Source organism: Pseudomonas sp. GW823-FHT04A03, assembly GCF_058796615.1.
On record NZ_JBXAIV010000008.1, the window covers coordinates 61063 to 79189 of the forward strand.

Genomic DNA, 18127 nt, shown 5'->3' on the forward strand with positions numbered 1-18127 from the left:
CGAGCAAGCTCGCTCCCACAGGGTTATTCACAGGTCTGGCGTTTAGCGGTTAAGCAGTTCCAGGCGCTCACGCACCGCCGCTTCGATCCCGGCCTCATCGAGCCCACACTCGGCCAGCATCTGCGCCGGCTTGGCGTGCTCGACGTAAACGTCCGGCAAGCCCAGGTGCAGCACCGACTTGAGGATATTTTCGCGGGCGAGAAACTCGCTGACCGCGCCACCGGCGCCGCCCATGATCGCGTTCTCTTCGATGGTCACCAGCAGCTCGTGGCTGTTGGCGATCTCGCGCACCAGCGCTTCGTCCATCGGTTTGACGAAACGCATGTCGACCACGGTCGCGTCCAGCGTCTCGGCGACTTTCAGGGCTTCGGCCATTTGCACGCCGAACACCAGCAGGGCGACCTTGCTGCCCTGACGACGCACCACACCTTTGCCGATCTCGATCGGTTCGAGGTCTTTCTCGATGGTCGCGTTCGGGCCGGTGCCGCGCGGGTAACGCACCGCCGCCGGGCCGTTGTACAGGTGGCCGGTGGTGAGCATCTTGCGCAGTTCGTTTTCATCGCTCGGGGTCATGATGACCATGCCAGGGATGCAGCGCAGGAACGACAGGTCGAAACTGCCGGCGTGGGTCGGGCCGTCTTCGCCCACCAGACCGGCGCGGTCGATGGCGAACAGCACGTCGAGGTTCTGCACCGCGACGTCATGCACCAACTGGTCGTAACCGCGTTGCAGGAATGTCGAGTAGATCGCCACCACCGGTTTTGCGCCTTCGCAGGCCATGCCGGCGGCGAGGGTCACGGCGTGTTGCTCGGCAATCGCCACGTCGAAGTAGCGCAGCGGGAAACGTTCGCTGAACGCCACCAGGTCCGAGCCTTCCTTCATCGCCGGGGTGATGCCCACCAGACGCGGGTCGGCAGCGGCCATGTCGCACAGCCATTCACCGAACACGCCGGAATACTTCGGCCCGCCGGCCTTTTTCGGCGCAGCGGCCGGGGCGTCCAGCGGTTCGAGCTTGGTGATGGCGTGGTAACCGATCGGGTCGACTTCCGCCGGTGCGAAGCCTTTGCCTTTCTTGGTGACGATGTGCAGGAACTGCGGGCCTTTCAGATCGCGCATGTTGCGCAGGGTGGCGATCAGGGTCGGCAGGTCGTGGCCGTCGATCGGGCCGATGTAGTTCCAGCCCAGTTCTTCGAACAGGGTGCCGGGAACCAGCATGCCTTTTGCGTATTCTTCGGTACGACGGGCAATTTCCCAGGCGCCGGGCAGGCGCGACAGCACTTTCTTGCTGCCTTCACGCATGCTCGCGTAAGTGCGGCTGGAAAGGATCTTCGCCAGATAGTTCGACAGCCCGCCGACGTTGCGCGAGATCGACATGTCGTTGTCGTTGAGGATCACCAGCATGTTGGCGTCGACTTCCGGCGCGTGGTTCAGCGCCTCGAACGCCATGCCGGCGGTCAGAGCGCCGTCGCCGATCACCGCAATCGCCTTGCGATCACTGTTCTGCAGGCGGGCGGCGATGGCCATGCCCAGCGCGGCACTGATCGAGGTGCTGGAGTGGCCGACGCCGAAGGTGTCGTACTCGCTCTCGGAGCGGCGCGGGAAGGCGGCGATGCCGTCCTTCTGGCGCAAGGATTCCATGCGCTCGCGACGACCGGTGAGGATCTTGTGCGGATAGGCCTGATGACCGACGTCCCACACCAGCCGGTCGTCCGGGGTGTCGAAGACGTAATGCAACGCGATGGTCAGCTCGATGACGCCCAGGCCGGCACCGAAATGCCCACCGGTCTGGCCGACCGTGTAGAGCAATTCCAGGCGCAACTCATCAGCCAGGGTTTCCAGCTCGGCTTCGCCTAACCGGCGCAGGCCGTCCGGCGTGTTCGCGCGGTCGAGCAGGGGCGTGGTCGGGCGCTTGCGGGGAATCTCATGAAACGTCGTGGGCATCAGGCGAATCGTTATAGGTATAAAAGATGCGGCAGTTTACCTGATGCATCGCCCCCTGCCCACGCGTTGGTCTTTTTTGGCTGATTAGCCTTCAGTTACGCCGATCGACGATATACCGGGCCAGATCGCGCAACGGCTCGGCAGCCGCGTCAAACGGTCGCAGTGCGTGCAGGGCCTGGTCGCGCAGTTCCAGCGCATAGGCCTTGGCGGCGTCCAGACCGAGCAGGGCCGGGTAGGTCGGCTTGTCACGGGCAATGTCGGCGCCCTGGCGTTTGCCGAGGGTTTCGGTATCGCTTTCCACGTCGAGGATGTCGTCCTGCACCTGGAACGCCAGACCGATGGCCTGTGCATAAGTCTGCAGGGACTTGAGTTCATCCTTCTCGGCACGGCCGCTGGCCAGCGCGCCGAGCTTGACGCTGACTTCGATCAGCGCGCCGGTCTTGTGCCGGTGCATCTGTTCCAGCGCTTTCTGATCGAGCTTGAGGCCGACCGAGCCGAGGTCGATGGCCTGACCGCCGACCATGCCGGCCGGGCCCGCCGCGTGCGCCAGCGCCGTGACCTGTTGCAGGCGGATGTCCGCGCTCAGGTCGCTCAGACGCGGGTCGAGCAGGGCGCTGAATGCCAGGCTCTGCAAGCCGTCACCGGCGAGGATCGCGCAAGCTTCGTCGAATTTCTTGTGAGTGGTCGGCTGGCCGCGACGCAGATCGTCGTCGTCCATCGCCGGCAAATCGTCGTGCACCAGCGAATACGCGTGGATCAGCTCAACCGCACACGCCGCGCCGTTGGCCTGTTCAGCCTTGCCGCCAAGGGCTTCGCACGCCGCGTAGGCCAGCAGCGGACGCACGCGTTTGCCGCCGTTCATCACGCTGTAGCGCATGGCTTCATAGAGACGCGCCAGTTCTGGCAGCGGGGCGTTGAACAGGGTTTCCAGTGCCGCGTTAACGCGCGCCTGGCTGGTGGCCGAATACGCTGCAATCATTCTGGCTGATCCGCGTCGAAGGGTTCCTCGGCGAGTTCGCCATCGCGCTCCAGCAACACCTGGACCTTCTGCTCGGCCTGGGCCAGCGCCGCCTGGCAGTCGCGGGTCAGGCCGATGCCCTGTTCGAAAGCGGTCAGCGAGTCTTCCAGCGACAATTCACCGTTCTCCAGACGCTCCACCAGCGTTTGCAGGTCGGCGAGGGACTGTTCGAAATCCAGTGCAGCTTTTTTGCGGGCCATGGCGGCTAATTCCGGTTGACGTTAAACCGGCGCGACACTAGCAGATAGGGGGGGTATGGGCAAATGAGCGGGGTGTTGTGGCCGTTTCATCATGGTGTCGATATTGGTCCTGGCTGGTCCGAAAGTTATTCGGCTCATTTTTGTGAGCCGAATAAGTCCGCTATTCGGCTCACGCCTCGTAAATGTGCGTGATTCCCACCGCATTTAAAGATGTATCCGATTGTTAAAAAACTGCCGAATCGCTAACCTTCGCGCCTTCTACGACCCGGCAGTCACGGGTCTTTCAGACGAAACGCAGTATCGCCCACTGTGAAGCGCCGAGGATCGGGTGCAAGGTTTCGTTCAGGCATGGCAGGAGGCATCACATGCGTTCACTTCTTTTGCTGCTGATCGGGTTGGCCTGCGTGCCCGCGCTGCTGGCGGCGCCGAGCGCGGAGCTGTCGGAGCCGGTGGGCGGCTGGCGCTATCACGGTCTGCTCGATCGCACGGAAAACCCGCAAGTCGCCTATCCCACGCCGCCCATCGATCGCGGCATCCAGCGCAATCGCACAATGATCGAGGGCCAGCTCAAGGCCATCGGGCATCTGCGTCCGCCGCACAGTCTGGCGGTGAATGGCAATCCACTGAATCTGTACACCGACGACCAGGGTCGTTTCGCGCGGCCGTACGCGTTCGGCGCCGGTTCCAACAGCGTCGAGGTGATCAGCGCCGACGGCCAGTCGCTCAAGCGCGTTCAATTCTACGAAGCCAACAATTTGCGCACGCCGGCGCGGATCCGCGTGGTGCTCGGTTGGGACGACCCTAAAGCCGAACTCGACCTGCACGTCATTACGCCTGACGGCCAGCACGCCTTCTGGGCGCGTCCGGCGATGAGCAACGGCGGCGGCCTCGATCCGGATGGTGTCGATGGCCCCGGCCCGGAAATGTTCACCATGACTGCGCCGCTGCACGGCACCTATCTGGTTTACGTCAACTATTGGGGCAACTTCGGCAACGGCGGCTATAACTTCGAGGAGACCAGCAACCAGAACGAGGTCATCACCTCGCAAATCACGCTGGTGCTCAACGAAAACACCGTCGACGAAAAACGCGAAACGTTCATCGTGCCCCTGCGGGCCATCGGTGATCTGCTGCTGGTCAAGACTTTCAACTATTAAGCATCCCGCCACGGATGAACTCGGGTTCTGGAAAGATGAGCGATAACACTGCTACACCGGCCGCCGTAACACCTGCGGGCAAACCTTCCCGGCGCTGGCCGTTGCTGGCGGTCGGGCTGTGCCTGGTGGCCGGGGTGGCGGGCGGGCTCGGCTGGCTGCTGCACAAACCAAAGGCGCCGCCGGCGGAACTCGCCAGTGACAAACTTGGTTTGAGCCGCCCGGACGCGCTGCTGGAAACCCGCTCCCTGAGCCAGTTGCCCAAGGACCTGCTGACGGTGCCGTTCCTCAAGGCCACGCTGACCGAGGATTTCGTCTTCTATTACGAAACCCACGCCGACCGCCTCGGGCTGATCGGTAGTCTGCGGCGGATCATCTACGAGCATGACCTGAAGTTGCAGGACAGCCTGATCGAGCAGCTCTTCGATCAACCGGCAGACGTGGCGTTGTGGCGTGGCGCCGACGGTCGCTTGAAGGATTTCCTGCTGGTGATGGATCGCGGCGGGCTGGCCAAAGTGCTGGAGCCGCTGGCGAAAGTCGCGCTGGATGATTCGCAACTGAGCGTGTTCAGCACCCTGAAAGTCGGTGGCGATGAAGTGCCGCTCTATCAACTGACCTACAACGCCGGCAAATCCCTGTTGTTTGCCTCCCGTGGCGACAAACTGGTGGTGCTGTCCAACCCGACCAAATTCTACGATCCGGAAAGTGGTGCTTCCGAGGAGTCTGGCCACGTCTCGCCGCAAGCGCTGGCGGCGCTGCTCAACGGCGAAAAACTGTTCCCCGAAGCATTCGGGCTCACGGCCAAAACACCTGAAACCAAACAGCGCCTGTCGGTCAACTCAAGCGTCCTGGCCATGGGTTACCAGCGCTTCATCCCGAACTTCGCTGGCCTGCGTTTCGACATGGACGACAAGGGCTGGCACAGCTATCTCGCCATGGACGAGCTGGAGAATCAGCCGGACTTCGATTTCAAACCGGTCTGGCAAGCCATGCCGCTGGGCGCCAGCGCCTGCGTGACCTTGCCGGTGGCTGCCGAACCGCAGAAACCGCTGCTGGTGAAACTCGGCGCCGAAGAAGCCGTGGCGCAGAAACTCACCGAGCACGTAGCCGGCGCGGCGGGCCTGTGCTGGTACGCCGATTCGCGGCTGTACACGCCGTTGCTGGTGGCCAGTCTCAACGACGAAGACAACGGCAAACTCGACGCGGATATCGGCACGCTGTTCGATTCGATGGTCGGCGCCTATGAAGGCAAGGTCGACGAACACGCGTTCCCGGTGGTCGAGAAACAGGAAGGCCAGAGCCACCTCTGGCAGCGTCAGGTCAGTTCCAACTTCGGTCCGTACGCGGCCAAGGATGCTGAGAACCCGGACGCGATCACCGGCCGTGCTTTCATGAAAGTCAGCCTGGCGCGCCACGGTTCGACGCTGCTGTTTTCCCTCGATGACAAATTGGTCGACAAGGCCCTCGGCACCCTCGACAAGCGCTTCCCGCCGATGGCCGATGTGCTGCCGAAAGACGTGCTGATGCCGATCTACTTCGGCCCGGATTCGATGGCGCAACTGATCCAGCAGGAAACCCTCGACAGCCTGCCGCAGGACATGGAGCCGGTGTTCTACAACGCCGCGCAAACCTACCTGATCCCGAAACTGCGCACCCTCGGCGGCATGGGCAAATACGCCCTGACTTTGCCTGAAGGCAGCGAGCCTGATGGTCACTGGCAATGGCTGCCGCTGGAGTGGAAAGCGCTGTGACCGGACTGATTCGCAGCCTTGGCCTTCTGGCGCTGTTGCTCAGTGCTGGCGCCCGAGCCGTTGAGGCGCCGGCCCTCGATCCGCAGCAGTCCCAGGTGTTTCGCGCCTGGTTCGTGCGCATCGCTCAGGAGCAGTTGAGCAAAGGCCCGAGCCCACGCTGGTATCAGCAGGACTGCGCGGGGCTGGTGCGTTTCGCCGCCAACGAAGCGCTGAAAGTCCATGACGACAAATGGCTGCGCAGCAATGGCGTGTCCAACCGCTACCTGCCGCCGGAGCTGGACCTGAGCGCCGATCAGCGCAAGCTCGCCCAGCAATGGCAGCAGGGCGGCGGCAAGGTCGGGCCCTACGTCAACGCGATCAAACTGATTCAGTTCAACAGCCATCTGATCGGCCGCGACGTGTCCCAGGCACGGCCCGGCGATCTGATGTTTTTCGATCAGGGCGACGACCAGCACCTGATGATCTGGATGGGCCGCTACATCGCCTATCACACCGGCACGACCACCCCAACCGACAACGGCATGCGTTCGGCAAGCCTGCAGCAACTCATGACATGGAAGGACACACGATGGATACCCGACGCAGCCAACCCCAACTTCATCGGCGTCTATCGACTGAACTTTCTCTCCCAATGACCGGTGCCCGCATGTTGCGCTTACTGCCTTTTCTGTTGCTGTTAGCCCTGCCGTTTTCGGCCGTGAATGCCGAAGACACCGTGGAGCCAAGTGGCTACACGCCGGTCTCCGGTGAGAGCTTTTTCCTGCTGGCCGACAGCAGTTTCGCCGCCGACGAACAGGCGGTGGTGCGCCTCGAAGCACCGGGCCGCGACTACCGTCGTTTCCGCATGGAACCGTACGGCGGCGCCGACATCCGCGTGTACAAAATCGACAAGCCGCTGGACTTCCTCAAGCGCCAGAAGAACCTGCACCGCGTGGTCAGCGACGGTCAGTTCAAGGGTGAAGGCCTGTCGAACACCCTCGCGTACCTGTGGGACAACTGGTACCGCAAATCCCGTCGGGTGATGCAGCGTGCGTTCTCCTACGAGTCGCGCCAGCAAGTCACCGAAGAAGTGCCGGAACTGAAGATGGGCAACGCCATCGCCGCGCCGACGCCGTACGACGCGCAACCGCAGTTCGCCCTGATTCCGGGCCTGCCGGTGGTCAGCCAGTTCCGCTATCCGCTGTGGCAGGCCAAGCCGATCCAGCCGCCGACCGGCGTCAATCTGGCCGGGTCTTCCAGCGAGTTCGTCAGTGTTGCGCCGGGTAACGTCTACATCCCGTTGGGCAATCTGAAACCGGGCCTGTACCTGGTCGAAGCGCTGATCGGCAAGTACCGCGCGACCACCATGGTCTTCGTTTCCAACACCGTCGCGGTGAGCAAGATTGCCGGTGACGAATTGCTGGTATGGGCCGCGCGCAAACACGAAGGCAGCTCGGTCCCTAAGGTCAATGTGCTGTGGACCGACGGCCTCGGCGTGATGAGCAGCGGCGCCACCGACACCGATGGTTTGCTGCGTCTGAAACACGTCAGCCCGGAGCGTTCGTTCGTGATCGGCGAGGACGAAGAGGGCGGGGTGTTCGTCTCGGAAAACTTTTATTACGACAGCGAAATCTACGACACCAAACTCTACGCCTTCACCGACCGGCCGCTGTATCGCCCGGGCGATTGGGTGTCGCTGAAAATCGTCGGCCGCGAATTCAAGAACGCGCGGGACTCGGTATTGCCGGGGGCTGCGGACGTCAATGTCAGCGTGCTCGATGCCACCGGCACCGAGTTGCAGCGCCTTGACCTGAAACTAGATTCGAAGGCCGGCACCCACGGCCGTTTCCAGTTGCCGGACAACGCGGTGGCGGGTGGTTACGAGCTGCGTTTCAACTACAAGGATCAGGCCTACAGCAGTGCCTTCCGGGTGGCGGAGTACATCAAGCCGCACTTCGAAATCTCGCTGAATCTGGCCAAGCAGGATTACCGCACCGGCGAACCGGTGAAGGGCAGCCTGGTGCTGCTCTATCCGGACGGCAAACCGGTGGCGAACGCCAAACTGACCCTGAGCCTGCGCGCCCAGCAACTGTCGATGGTCGACAACGAGCTGCAATACCTCGGGCAATTCCCGGTGGAACTGACCAGCACCGAACTGACCACCGACAGCAAGGGCAACGCGACCCTCGACCTGCCGGCCGCCGACAAACCGAGCCGCTACATGCTCACCGTGTTTGCCAGCGATGGCGCGGCGTATCGGGTCAAGACCACCAAGGAAATCCTCATCGACCGTGGCGCCGCCAGCTTCCGCCTGACCGCGCCGCAGCGCTTCAGCGCGGTGGGTGACAAGGTCGCGTTCAGCTACGCCAATGAGGGTGGCAGCGAACAGGCGCAGGCCGTTGTGCCGAGTAGCTACAGCTGGGTTCGACTCGAAGACCAGACCACCGGCGAAGGCAAACTGGCGGCGAAAGACAAAGGCTTCAGCGTGGCTTTCGAGCGCCCGGGCACCTACAACCTGTCGCTGAACGATCAGCACGGTCGAGTGATTGGTGCGACCGGTCATTCGGTCACCGGCGACGGCGTGAAGGCTGTGCCGGGCACCGTGGAAATCGTCCTCGACAAACCCGAGTACAAGGCTGGCGATGAAGCGCTGGCGCTGATCACATTCCCGGAGCCGGTGAGCGATGCATTGCTGTCGCTGGAGCGTGACAAGGTCGAAGCCACCGCGCTGCTGGCCACGGGCGGCGACTGGCTGAAACTGGAAAAACTCAGCGAAACCCAATACCGCGCACGCATCCCGGTGAAGGACAACTTCGCGCCGAACCTGACGTTCTCTGTGCTGTACACCAAGGGCGGTCAGTACAGCTTCCAGAACGCCGGGATCAAGGTTGTTGCGCCGCAGATCGACGTGGCGATCAAGACTGACAAAGAGACCTATCAACCGGGCGATACCGTGACGGTCGACCTGACCACCCAGTTCGCTGGCAAGGCTGTGCCGGCGCACCTGACGGTCAGCGTGGTCGATGAAATGGTCTACGCGCTGCAACCGGAAGTTGCGCCGACCATCGACCAGTTCTTCTACCACCCGCGCCGCAACAACGTGCGTACCAGCGCCAGCCTGTCGTTCATCAGCTACGACGTGGCATTGCCGGGCAGCCCCGGCGCGCCGGGCAAGGCCAACCGCAGCGAACGCGGGGTGAAAGTGCTGGAGCGGCCGCGTCGCGAAGACGTCGACACCGCTGCGTGGCAGCCGGAATTGTTGACCGATGCCGACGGCAAGACCCGCTTCACCTTCAAGATGCCGGACTCGCTGACTCGCTGGCGCATTACTGCGCGGGCGATTGCCGATGATGGTCAGGTCGGGCAGAAGAAGCAGTTCGTGCGCTCGGAAAAACCGCTGTACCTGAAGTGGAGCGGCCCGAGCAAATTCCGCAAGGGCGATCAGCCGCAACTTGGCGTATTCGCCTTCAGTCAGGCCGAAAAACCGGTCAAGGCTGAGCTGGTGACGCACTACGCCGGCGCCGAACAGCGCCTGCCGGTGACGCTCAATAACGGCATCAACTACCTGCCGCTACCGGCCTTCGCATTGACCACCGGCGAATGGACCGCCGAGCTGGTGCAGGACGGCAAAACCGCCGATGCCTTGGCTGTGCGCCTGACCGCCACCGGCGAAGGCTGGCAAGTGACACAGACCCAGAGCCTCGACGTGGCCAGCGGCGACACGCCGTTGAGCCTGCCGGCAGATGCCACCGACATTCGCCTGCGTCTGGATGACAGCCCGCAAGCGCTGTTCCGTTCGGCCCTCGACGATCTGCTCAGCTATCCGTACGGCGGCGTCGAGCAGACCGCCAGTCGCTTGCTGCCGCTGAGCATCGCTTATCCGTCGCTGGCGTCGAGCCCGCAGATCCGCGACCGCTTGCGCCTGATCATGCAGAACAGCCGTCTGCGCCTGGTGCAAATGGCCGGGCCGTCGGCGAGCTTCACCTGGTGGGGCTTCGACGGTGAACCGGATGCGTTCCTCACCGCTTACGCCTACTACGCCGACTGGAACGCCAGCCAGGTGCTGGATCTGACCCTGCCGCCGGAGCACTGGCAGCGGGTGCTGGAGGTTTACGCCAAGCAGGCGCCGAACACGCCGTTGCTGCAACGGGCGCTGATCCTGTCGTTCGCCAAGCAGATGCATCTGCCGGTCAACACGCTGCTCAGCGGTTTGATGGACGATCTGGCGAAGGCCGGGGAAGGCAATGCCGAAAACCTGATGGACGACGGCGAAGACAGTCTTGTGATGGGCGATCCGGATTCGGCGCTGGGTCTGGCGGCGGCGCGGGTCTTGACCGCATCGCTGGCGACCCAGTCGAAAATTGCTCTGCCGGATGCATTCAATCGTCAGATGGGCGCTGCGCAACAGCGCTTGTCCGTCAGCTCGCAGCCGTTTGCCGAAGCGCTGAACCTGTCGCTGCAACCGTTCGATCAGGCTCGCGCGACAGCGTTGTTGCAACGCCTGTTGCCACAGCAATCGACCCTTGAACGTGCGCTGGCGCTGACCTGGCTGCAACGCAGCATCGCCCAGGCATCACCGACCATCGCGCTGGCACCGGGCGAAGGCTGGAAGAAAAAATACGGCGCGACCGGCGAGATGTACTGGACGTGGCAGGGTGCTGCGCCAGTGCCGAGCGTGTTGTCGGTATCGGGCACTCAGGAGCGTCCGTTGCGTGCGGCGCTGAGCTTCCAGACCCAGAAACCGGCGGTCGATCCGATGGCGGTGACCATCACTCGTCGTCTGTCGCGTCTGGTGCCGGGTGATGAAGCGTTCACCTTCAAACTGGAGCCGGTCGGCACCAAGCCGTTGTCGAGCGACAGCCTGTATCTGGACGAAGTGATCCTCACCAGCAAGGCACCGAAACCGCTGCGCTACGGCATGCTCGAAGTGCCGCTGCCGCCGGGCGCCGATGTCGAGCGCACCACGTGGGGCATCAAGTTGCAGGGCAAGGACGGCACCGAACCGACTGCGCTGGAAAAAGCACGGTTCGAACCGGGTCAACTGGCCTACGCGGTGCCGGTGGATGCGTTGAGCGGTGAATTGCGTCTACGGCATCTGGTGCGCTTCTCGCAGAAGGGCCAGTTCAACCTGCCGCCGGTGCGTTTCACTCAGGTCTACGCGCCGCAACATCAGGCCCGCGAAGCGAAAGCGGCCCTTGGTCAGGTCACGGTCAACTGACATGACCCGGCCGCTGGTGTGGCTGCTGATGTGTGTGATTCCTGCGCTGGCGACGGCGCAGGATGAACCGTTGCGCGTGGCGTACAAAGGCGAGTTGCTGTCGCTGAACACCACGCAACTGACCGCTCGCGAGCCGCTGCCTTCGTCTCTGCATACGCCGCTAGGCAGTCTGTGGAAGGTGTTCGTTTACGCGTGGCTGGTGGATACCGGCGCGCGGGAACCGGCTTATGAATGTCGCGGGCAGTCGAAGGAAGAAGTTTACTGCTGCACGGCGGGCGGGAAGGTTGAGCGTGATCAGGCGCTGGTGAAATCCTGCGGGCTGTATTTCGAGCCGGCGCGCTTGGGCATAACCGCTGGCGATTGGAGATCCTATTGGCAGGCGCGACAGGCGCCGTCGTGGTTGCTGGATTTGCCATCGATGCAACCGGCTACTCGGGTTCCCGTGGCTGACTTGCTGAGGGTTTTGGCTTTGCTGCCGGCTCAGGATCAGATGCGCCGTGTGCTGCTCGACGTGGTGCTGAACGTGGCGGACGGCAATGTCGTCGGTGAGCTCGGCGGGCGCTTGCGGGTGAAAACCTGGAGCTGGCTCGGCGATCAGGACCCGCAATCACGTCAGGGCGGATTCGCCGGCTGGACCGCGGACGGCTCGCCGATCTGGGCCGGTGGCCGTGGCACCAGTCAGATGGTTTTGCGGCATTACGGTTCGGCGTTGGCGACGGTGTTGCCCGCATCGTGGCCGGCGGAAGCGGGGCGCTGCGTTGAGGTCGGGCTGTTCACGCGTTATCCAGTTTCGCAGGTTCTGTCGGGTGAGCGCGTTGCGGGCTCCGGCCCGTTGCAGGGCGATTACCGCGTGGAGTTCGCCAACGGTAATGCGCTGGATATCCACAGCGACGGCGAACTGTTTCTGCTCAACGACAAACTGGTCGCCCGGCTGGATCGCGAAGAGTACGTCGCCCGTGTGCTGGAGCGTGAAGCCAAACCCGAACCGGCCGAAGCCGCCAAAGCGTTGGCCGTGGCGATCCGCACGTATTTGCTGCAAAACGCCACGCGCAATGGCGAATGTTTGAGCATCGACGACAGCAGCACTCGCCAGCGCGTCGCCCCGCGTCCGGCCTCCGCCGAATCCCGCAGCATCGCCGCATGGACGGCGGACCTGGTGTTGGCCGGCAGCACCGTCACCTATCACTCCGATCAACCCGGCCCCGACAAACTCGCCTGGCAACAAGCCGTCGAGCAAGCCAATGCCGGCCAGCGATACGACGCGATTCTGCTGCACGCCTATCCCCGCGCCAGCCTCAGCCGTTGGGACAACCCGGTGGCGTCCTGCGAAGCACTGCCCGCTGCTCAGGACTGGCTGCAAAAGCAGCGGCGCGGCTGGCGTCCCAGGCTGGAAAGCGAAACCGGCTACAACGAAGTCAGCACTTTCGCCGTCTGCAAGCTCGCCTTTGGCCGCCCCTTCGTCGACCGCGAACGCCAGCGCATCTACGTGCGCGGAGTGCTGTCCTTGCAGGACCGCCTCGACCTGACTCACGAATACCTGCACCTGGCCTTTGAAGCACACCCCAACGGCCAGGATGAAACCTATATCGAAGGGCTCGCCCGTCACCTTTTGCTGGAATAGACCATGACACTCCGTTATCCACAGGTCTTGATGTTGCTCTGCGCGCTTAATGCATTGCCAATGGCGATGGCCGCCGACAGCGTCAAACTCGACACCCCGGTCGGCGGCTGGCGCAGCGGCGCGCCCGAAGGCGAGGGCGAAAGTTTCCGCCAGACCGTCAACTACCCGGCCTCCTCGGTGAACACCCCGCTTGGCCAGGCCAACACCGCCCGCATCAGCGGCGAAATCAAAGCCACACCGAAAAACAAAGAGCCCGGCCGCCTGATCGTCAACGGCGTCAGCATGCCGCTGAAAATCGACGACAGCGGCCGCTTTGATCGCCCGTTCTCGTTTCCCAACGGCAGCAACAGCGTCGAAGTCCGCAGCCCGGACGGCCAGCAACGGCACCGCACGCAGTTCCTCAACACCAGCGGCGGCGCTACTCCGGCGAAACTGCGGGTGTTGCTGGCGTGGGACAGCGATGGCACCGACCTCGATCTGCACCTGATCACACCCGACGGCGCGCACATCTGGTACGGAGACCGCGTCGCGCCCAACGGCGCAGCTTTGGACGTCGACGTGACCACCGGTTACGGCCCGGAAATCTTCGCCATGCCGGCGCCGATCAAGGGGCAGTATCTGGTGTATGTGAACTACTTCGGCGGTGGTTATCGCGGGGATGATGAGGGTGGGGAGGAGGCGGTGCAGCCATTGACCACGGCGCAGGTTACGGTGATTACGGAAGAGGGGACGCCTAGCGAGAAGATGGAGACTTTCATCGTGCCGATGCGGGCGGTGGGGGAGTTGACGTTGGTGAAGTCGTTTAGTTATCCGTGAGGTGATTGTGCAACGAGCTGTTGCACGATTGAGTTGGGCAGCAGCCTGTTGCCGATTACTGGATCAACTCTCGCGAAACTAGGGCTCGACGGGATTCAACGTTACAAGTCATCCAGGCTTACTTTGACTCGCTGAGGAGCGACGAGACGTTCGTCGGCTGCGGCGATAAGCGACACATCCTCCTCGCAACGTAACTGGGCTTTGACCAGTAACTCATCCCGATCAGAGAGTTGCGGCTTTTGACCGTCATCATTATGGATTTTTGGGGAGTCCATGATGGAGCACCGTAATGAGTTTTGCCTTTACGGTAACAAGGAAGATATTGGGACGGTAGATTTGGTTTTCTTTCAGGCATTAAAAAGCCGGCTTGTGGCCGGCTTCTCGGGGACTGGCTTGGTTTATTTTTGGTAAACCGCGCCAGCCTTCAAAACGTACATCCGGATCTTGCGTCCGGCTGTGGGACTTGGTCAGACAGTGGTCTGCCGCGTCAGGCGTCATCTGGGCCGCTTGGCGGGTCGATGCGCGAATGTGGGGCGCAGGATACTGAGTTTTGTTGGGGATTCCCAGTGCGAAGTGCGGGATAGAGCGTTCTATCCAGGAAAAAATCCCGTATTTGTCACGACTATCCGGGCCGGTTGCCCCTCACGACAGAAGCTGGCTTAGAGAAACGGCACCACCGGCCGCCGTTTACCCAGCGTCGACCACCAGAACACCCACCCCAACACATGAATCCGCTGCTCCTCAATTTGCGCGGCCCGGAAGATCTCGTCCGGGTATTCGGCGCTGTTGTGGCTGCGCAGGCGCAGGGCGTTGCCGGGCATGCGGTGCAGGTATTTGATGCGCAGCATGCCGTCGTGTTCGATGGCGTAGATTTCGCCGTCCACCACCTGGGTGAGGCCGCGGTCGATGGCGAGGGTGGAGCCGTCTTCGATTTTCTCGGCCATGCTGTTGCCGATCATGTGGGTACAGATGGCGTCGGTGTGGCGGATTTCCAGTGTTTCGAGGTGGCTGCGGGGCAGGCGGATGGTCTGTTCCGGGTCCTTGATGACGTGGGTCTTGCCGGAGCCGGGGGCGGTCGGGCTTTCCTTGTAGAGGGGCAGTTCGATGTCGTGGGATTCGAGCACCGTGTAGACGCCGTGAATGGCATGGGCATCGAACGTTTCGCCCGAGTCTGTATGCAGGTGCGGGGCATCCTTCGGGCCTTCGCCGGTTTTCAGCCATTGGCTGTTGACGGACAGCAGGCGCGCGACTTCTTCCATGCGGTACGCGGGTACGCCCCGGGTGTACCAGTTATGAACGTTTTGGGCTTCCGTGCCCCAGAACTTTGCGAATCCCGTGGTGGTGATGTTCGCAGCTTCCAGGAGTGCCTTGAATCTTGGACCGCTAGTGTTCTTTCTCATAAACACGAGTCTACGGCCGGCCTAGAGCGGTTTGAATAAACCTTGCGTTCAAAATCAGGGCAAATTTTGCGACGGGATGTAAGACGTCCTTGTGGGAAATTACACACAGTAAAACTTTTCTGTAGGTCGCTATAAACAAGCTGTTTAAGCACTTATCGGGCAGGCACAAAAAACCCCGGATCAACCGGGGTTTTCTTCAAGCGTGTCGCAGGTCGCGAGGCTTAGCCTTTGTAGGCAGCAACCGACTTGGTGATCGCGGCGCGGGCAGCGTCAGCGCCGTCCCAGCCTTCGATTTTCACCCATTTGCCTTTTTCGAGATCTTTGTAGTTCGCGAAGAAGTGCTCGATCTGCTGGATCAGCAGGGCTGGCAGGTCGGTGTATTCCTTCACGTCCACATACAGCTGGGACAGTTTGTCGTGTGGGACTGCGATGACTTTGGCATCGCCGCCGCCGTCGTCGGTCATGTTCAGGATGCCGACCGGACGAGCACGGATCACCGAACCTGGAGCAACCGGGTAAGGGGTCACGACCAGCACGTCCAGGGGATCACCGTCGTCAGCCAGGGTGTTCGGGATGTAACCGTAGTTGGCCGGGTAGAACATCGGGGTGGCCATGAAACGGTCAACGAACAGGCAATCGCTGTCTTTGTCGATTTCGTATTTGATCGGCGCGTGGTTGGCCGGGATCTCGATCGCGACGTAGATGTCGTTCGGCAGGTCTTTGCCAGCCGGAATCTTGCTGTAGCTCATTGGGCGTTGCCCCCGTTAGTTGACCAAAAACACTTGGCCGGATTGACCAAAAAGTGGCGGCGATTATAGGCATATTCTGCCGTGGACGCCACGTACCGGAAGTCGTGCAGACCTTTACTCGTGAGCCTGATAGACCGGGTCGCTGACCTGAAGTTGCTTCAGGCGCGCCAACGGATCCTGGCGGTAGAAAAGCTGCAGCTGCGCATACACCTGTGGATAAGCCTCGTGCAGCAGATCCGGGGCGCTGAAGAAGTACTCGCTGGTGACGGCGAAGAATTCGGCCGGGTTCTCGGCGGCATACGGGTCGATGGCGGTTTCGGCGTCGGGATTGCGGTCGAGCTGGTGATTGAGGTCGTCGTACGCCGCCTGCATCACCTCGGCCCAATCGCTGACCCGCATGTCGGCATGCAGCGGGGGCAGGCCGTTGGCGTCGCCGTTGAGCATGTCGAGTTTGTGCGCGAGTTCGTGGATCACCAGGTTGTAGCCTTCCCAGCCACCACTGGCCATCACCCCCGGCCAGGCGAGGATGATCGGCCCTTGCTGCCACGCCTCGCCGCTGTGTTCGCCGTCCCACTCATGCTCGACGCCACTGGCATCGCGATGGCGCTGGGGGCTGAGGAAGTCGTCCGGGTAGAGGACGATTTCATGGAAACCCTGATACCAGTTCAGATCGCCGAGATGCAAAAGTGGCAGTTGCGCCTGGGCGGCGAGCAGCAGGCGTTGTTCCTGGTGCAGCTCGACGCCGGGCAGGGCGGTCAGGTGTTTGTCTTCGAGGAACAGCACGCTGGCTTCGCGCAGCCACTGGTCTTCAGCGGCACTGATGCCATCGAGAAAACTCAGGTGATGACGCACCCGCTGCCACATATCGTCGGCAATCGGGTGCTTCGCCAGAATGCGCCGGCGTCGCCAGGCGCTCAGCGACCACATCGGTTCAGTGCGATTGGGCTTTGGCGCCGCCGAAACGGCTGCGAACCACGCCAATGATCATCGGTACCAGCGACAGCAGGATGATGCCGACCACCAGCAGCGACAGGTTCTTCTTGATGAACGGCACGTTGCCGAAGAAGTAACCGAGCGTCACCAGACCGCCGACCCACAGGACGGTGCCGAACACGCTGAAACCGAAGAAACGTGGGTAAGGCATCTTCGCTACACCGGCAACAAATGGTGCAAAGGTGCGGATGATCGGCAGGAAGCGCGCCAGGGTCACGGTTTTACCGCCGTGCTTGTCGTAGAAATCGTGGGTCTGTTGCAGGTAATCGCGGCGGAAGATTTTCGAGTTCGGGTTACTGAACAGCTTCTCGCCCGCCGTTCGTCCGATCACGTAGTTGGTGCTGTCGCCGAGGATAGCGGCCAACATCAGCAGGCCGCCCAGCAACACCGGGTCCATGCCGCCGCCCGCAGCCACTGCGCCGGCGATAAACAGCAAGGAGTCACCCGGCAGGAATGGCATCACCACCAGACCGGTTTCGCAGAAGATCACCAGAAACAGGATGGCGTAGATCCAGGTCCCATAGTTGTTCACCAGCATGTCGAGATAGACGTCGAGATGCAGGATGAGGTCGATCGGGTTGAAATCCATGTGGGCACCTGTGGTGATGGCCTGACTCTGCAGGCCTGTGCGGATGACTTCGTGTAAGCCTACAAGCGGGTGTAGTTTTTCTTACAAGCCGGAAAGATCGGGATTATACGGGCTGAGGGGTGAAAAGCGTGTTGGTTTTGTAGCGGGGGATGTCGGTGTGAATAAATGTCGGGTTGGCATTCATTTTGGGGAGGGAGTCTGCTCCCTCCCCGCAGGGCACTCCGCGATCAGAGCTCGTCGCTGATCGGCAGCACGTAGTTCTTGAACTCGGTGTCTTCCTTGAACCCGATGGATTCGTAGGTTTTCTGCGCCACTTCGTTGTCGGCACTGGTGGAAACGCGCATGCGCACGGCCTGGGTTTCCTTGGCCATTTTCTTGGCAGTGCGAATCAGGTTGTCGGCCACTAGTTGGCGGCGGGCGTCTTCGGCGACATAGATGTCGTTGAGGATCCACACGCGCTTGAGCGACAGGGAGGAAAAGCTCGGGTAGAGCTGGCAGAAGCCCATGAGCTTCTTGTCGTCGTCATCGGCCAGCGCCAGGTAGATCACCGATTCCTTGCGTCGCAGGCGCTTTTCGAGAAAGGCCCGGGAGGAGTCCGGATAGGGCAGGGAGCCGTAGAACTCGCGGTACTTAACGAACAACGGGGTCAGCAAATCCAGGTGTTCAAGGGTCGCTTGGATAATCCGCATGGTAGGTCT

15 protein-coding genes are annotated in these 18127 nt (G+C 61.9%); 6 read left to right on the forward strand and 9 right to left on the reverse strand.

The window, feature by feature from the left end:
* Nucleotides 1–42: 42 nt before the first annotated feature.
* The 3 genes from dxs to AC1Q9F_RS20015 form a co-directional block, all read right to left on the reverse strand.
* Nucleotides 43–1941 carry a 1-deoxy-D-xylulose-5-phosphate synthase gene (gene dxs, locus AC1Q9F_RS20005; protein ID WP_492620784.1) on the reverse strand — a complete coding sequence of 633 codons (1899 nt, stop codon included), beginning with the start codon at nucleotides 1939–1941 and terminating at the stop codon, nucleotides 43–45.
* A gap of 91 nt (nucleotides 1942–2032) precedes the next feature.
* Nucleotides 2033–2920, reverse strand: coding sequence for a (2E,6E)-farnesyl diphosphate synthase (gene ispA, locus AC1Q9F_RS20010; protein ID WP_064599720.1), 888 nt, complete (start codon nucleotides 2918–2920; stop codon nucleotides 2033–2035).
* Nucleotides 2917–3159, reverse strand: a complete 243-nt coding sequence (locus AC1Q9F_RS20015) for an exodeoxyribonuclease VII small subunit (RefSeq protein ID WP_007894317.1) — start codon at nucleotides 3157–3159, stop codon at nucleotides 2917–2919. The genes ispA and AC1Q9F_RS20015 overlap by 4 nt, the downstream gene beginning before the upstream one ends.
* Nucleotides 3160–3524: 365 nt before the next feature.
* On the opposite strand from AC1Q9F_RS20015, the gene AC1Q9F_RS20020 reads away from it, so the two are divergent.
* From AC1Q9F_RS20020 to AC1Q9F_RS20045, 6 genes are read left to right on the forward strand one after another with little or no spacing between them, the layout of a single operon-like run.
* Entirely contained in the window at nucleotides 3525–4316 is a 792-nt protein-coding gene (locus AC1Q9F_RS20020; RefSeq protein ID WP_102686385.1) for a YfaP family protein, read from the forward strand.
* A gap of 35 nt (nucleotides 4317–4351) precedes the next feature.
* Entirely contained in the window at nucleotides 4352–6064 is a 1713-nt protein-coding gene (locus AC1Q9F_RS20025) for a DUF2138 domain-containing protein (RefSeq protein ID WP_492620783.1), read from the forward strand.
* Nucleotides 6034–6699, forward strand: coding sequence for a DUF1175 domain-containing protein (locus tag AC1Q9F_RS20030; RefSeq protein ID WP_064382202.1), 666 nt, complete (start codon nucleotides 6034–6036; stop codon nucleotides 6697–6699). Before AC1Q9F_RS20025 ends, AC1Q9F_RS20030 begins: the two co-directional genes overlap by 31 nt.
* Nucleotides 6696–11261 carry an alpha-2-macroglobulin family protein gene (locus tag AC1Q9F_RS20035; protein ID WP_492620782.1) on the forward strand — a complete coding sequence of 1522 codons (4566 nt, stop codon included), beginning with the start codon at nucleotides 6696–6698 and terminating at the stop codon, nucleotides 11259–11261. Before AC1Q9F_RS20030 ends, AC1Q9F_RS20035 begins: the two co-directional genes overlap by 4 nt.
* A gap of 1 nt (nucleotide 11262) precedes the next feature.
* Nucleotides 11263–12882 carry a DUF2300 domain-containing protein gene (locus AC1Q9F_RS20040; RefSeq protein WP_492620781.1) on the forward strand — a complete coding sequence of 540 codons (1620 nt, stop codon included), beginning with the start codon at nucleotides 11263–11265 and terminating at the stop codon, nucleotides 12880–12882.
* Between the two features lie 3 nt (nucleotides 12883–12885).
* Nucleotides 12886–13698, forward strand: a complete 813-nt coding sequence (locus tag AC1Q9F_RS20045) for a YfaP family protein (protein ID WP_207984076.1) — start codon at nucleotides 12886–12888, stop codon at nucleotides 13696–13698.
* A 101-nt stretch (nucleotides 13699–13799) separates the two neighbouring features.
* On the opposite strand, the gene AC1Q9F_RS20050 is transcribed toward AC1Q9F_RS20045, so the two are convergent.
* The 6 genes from AC1Q9F_RS20050 to AC1Q9F_RS20075 form a co-directional block, all read right to left on the reverse strand.
* A complete protein-coding gene (locus tag AC1Q9F_RS20050; protein WP_492620780.1) occupies nucleotides 13800–13973 on the reverse strand; it encodes a hypothetical protein in 174 nt (57 codons plus the stop codon).
* 384 nt (nucleotides 13974–14357) lie between these two features.
* Nucleotides 14358–15098, reverse strand: a complete 741-nt coding sequence (locus AC1Q9F_RS20055) for a S24 family peptidase (protein WP_492620779.1) — start codon at nucleotides 15096–15098, stop codon at nucleotides 14358–14360.
* Nucleotides 15099–15319: 221 nt separating this feature from the next.
* A complete protein-coding gene (gene ppa / locus AC1Q9F_RS20060) occupies nucleotides 15320–15847 on the reverse strand; it encodes an inorganic diphosphatase (RefSeq protein ID WP_007933577.1) in 528 nt (175 codons plus the stop codon).
* 114 nt (nucleotides 15848–15961) lie between these two features.
* The gene (locus AC1Q9F_RS20065; RefSeq protein ID WP_492620778.1) at nucleotides 15962–16774 is read right to left on the reverse strand and encodes a M90 family metallopeptidase; all 813 of its coding nucleotides are present in this window, start codon (nucleotides 16772–16774) and stop codon (nucleotides 15962–15964) included.
* Between the two features lie 4 nt (nucleotides 16775–16778).
* The gene (locus AC1Q9F_RS20070; protein ID WP_179693607.1) at nucleotides 16779–17429 is read right to left on the reverse strand and encodes a DedA family protein; all 651 of its coding nucleotides are present in this window, start codon (nucleotides 17427–17429) and stop codon (nucleotides 16779–16781) included.
* 227 nt (nucleotides 17430–17656) lie between these two features.
* Entirely contained in the window at nucleotides 17657–18118 is a 462-nt protein-coding gene (locus tag AC1Q9F_RS20075; RefSeq protein ID WP_007958617.1) for a GNAT family N-acetyltransferase, read from the reverse strand.
* Nucleotides 18119–18127: the final 9 nt, after the last annotated feature.